Below are 2,395 nucleotides of genomic sequence, written 5' to 3'. Positions count from 1 at the left end.
ACAGCCACGCCAAAGGTTCCAGACCCCGGCTCTTAGTTGACTGGCGGGCAAGCCGCAGCGCGGTATGGCTCGATACCCAGCATACGATAGCAGCAAGGGGCAATACCCAGGCGTCGTGCTGCGCGCTTAGGCAGAGAAGGGCGCGGTACATTGACGAATACCCTGTGGTTTTATGTCGACCACGCTGCCGTCAAGAGCCTTAATAAATTTAAACTATTTGTCGATGAATACGATTGAAATCAGGGCTATACAGTGAACCTCCGTTCCTCCGGTCGTGCTCTCTATCCCGCCCGGTGGCCTGAGAGCCGACTTACTCACGAGCTGCTCGGGCCGGAGCCTGCCCCTCCTCCGTTCGAACTGCGCACGTCCCAACTCTACGCCCAAGTCACCTCACTCGTCCTTGAACACCACCTTCGCGCCGCGCTCGATGCGGGTGGCGAGGTCGCGGGCGTCCCAGTTGGTGAGGCGGATGCAGCCGTGGGATTCGGTCTTGCCGACCTTCTCCGGCTCTGGCGTGCCGTGGATGCCGTAGGACGGGATCGAGAGGTCGATCCAGACGATGCCGACCGGGTTGTTCGGGCCGGGGCGGATCGAGAAGGTCTTGTTCGTCTTCACGCCCTTGAAGGCGTATTTCGGGTTGTAGGTATACACCGGCGCGAAGGCGACGCCCTTCACCTTGGCCTCGCCTGAGGGGGCCGGCTTCTCGGCACTGCCAATGGAGGCGGGGTAATAGGCCCGCAAGGTGCCGTCCTCGCCGAAGCCTCGGACATGCCTGGTGACCTTGTCGACCTCGACCCGCACGATGTCCTTCTTTGGGGCGTCATCTTTCTTGGAGGTATCGTCGCTCTTGGGCGCATCGTCCTTCTTCGACGTGTCCGTGCCTTTGTCCGCAGCCGGCTTGTCCGCGGATTTGCCGTCCGATGCGTCGCGGGCCTTGTCTTCAGATTTGCCGCTGGACTTGCTCTTGGACTTCGCCTCGTCCTTCGCCGGCTTGCCGGTCTCGAGCGGAGGGACCGCCGCCACGACGATGCCGGTGCCGGACTTGTCGAAGGCGGCGTCGGGGTTCAGGGCGCTGAGGAGGTCGCGCGACATATGGAACCGCTCGGCCAGCATCTCGCGTGGATTGGTGTAGTTCATCGCCTCGAGATCGGCCTGCTCTTCCATCTTGGCGGGGATCTTTTCCGCGAAGGGGCCCGAGGCGTCGGAATCGGTGATCGTGTATGTGGCCACCACCGGGTCGGCGCTGGAGGCGGCCAGCTTGTCGAAGAGCTCCTGGTTCAAGGTCTGGCTCGCAGGCAGCCCCTGGGCCACGGCGAAGGCCGACAGGGCGTTGCGCATGTTCTCGCCGTCCCGCCCGTCGATGGCGCCGGGGGAAAAATGCGCCCGGTCGAGCAGCACCTGGACTTTCACCAGCAACGGCTGAGGACGCTTGTCCTTGCCCTTCGCCCGCGCTTTCTTGCTCTCCTTCTTACCGTCCTTCTTGCCGCCGCCCTCGGGTGTTTCGGACGCCGTGAAGGTCGCACCGTTGATCGCCTCGGCGGTCAGGGCCTCGCCGGGAGCGTCCTTGTCGGAGCTCGTCTTGCTGGCCTCCGAGGATGTGTTTCCCGCCGGCTTCGCCACTGCCGCGTTCGGAGCCGCGAGGCAGACAAGAGCCATGAGCGCGACGGCGCTCGGCAGGGGCAGATGGGGCATCGGGAGATCAACTTTCGCCTAGGGATCGACAGCTTCGTTCCTTCAAGCCGGTCCGACCCCTCGGCGTTCCACTGCTCCTACTGGCAGAGACCAAGTCTTATTGGCAGAGACGATGTCCCGCATTCCTCTCGCGTTCGTCGAGATGGAGGTGGTTGCCGTGGGAGGCATCCGACCCCGGCCCGAGCACGGTGCGGAAGAAGGCGCAGGCCTTGGCCCGGGTCGCGGCCTGGAACGTCGCCTCCGGCGCACCGTCGAGGCCGGCGCCCACCTGGATCGGTGCCCGTCCTTCGAAGCCGTAGCCCATGATGTCCACGCCGTTGGCAAAGCTGTGCTCGCTGAGCTTGGCGTCGGGATCGTGGTTCTGGCCGCGACACTCGTAGGACGTGCCGATGGAGAGGCTTCGAAGCGGAGCCTTCAGGATGCGCTCCGAGGCTTCCTGGGCCTCCGTCGTCCAGCGCGCCAGGGCTTCGGCGGTGTTGCAGACCAGGGTCGCGGGCGGGGTGAGCGTCACCTCGCCGGACAGACGGCTGAGCTTCAGCGGCTTCTCCGCGCCGCATTGGCCGTTCGAGATCGGCGGTAGCGCCTCGAAGACCGCTCCCAGCCGTTCGAGGCGTTTGCGACAGGCGGTATCGTCGAGGGGGGCGACCGTCAGCGTCAGGGCGGGCGTGGAGGCCGGCGACGTCGAGAGTTCGGCCGGGCGCGG

2 protein-coding genes are annotated in these 2,395 nt (G+C 65.1%); both read right to left on the bottom strand.

The window, feature by feature from the left end; translation table 11 throughout:
* Positions 1–390: 390 nt before the first annotated feature.
* Complete coding sequence (locus tag IPV08_RS24250) at positions 391–1,692, bottom strand: L,D-transpeptidase (protein WP_207414410.1); 1,302 nt, start codon at positions 1,690–1,692, stop codon at positions 391–393.
* Between the two features lie 97 nt (positions 1,693–1,789).
* The coding region (locus IPV08_RS24245; RefSeq protein ID WP_207414408.1) for an extensin family protein at positions 1,790–2,395 on the bottom strand (606 nt) is incomplete at its 5' end.

This window comes from Methylobacterium sp. SD274 (assembly GCF_017355285.1).
In the GTDB taxonomy this organism is placed as follows: domain Bacteria; phylum Pseudomonadota; class Alphaproteobacteria; order Rhizobiales; family Beijerinckiaceae; genus Methylobacterium.
The sequence above is the reverse complement of the archived record's forward strand: the minus strand, read 5'-3'. Positions and strand labels throughout refer to the sequence as shown.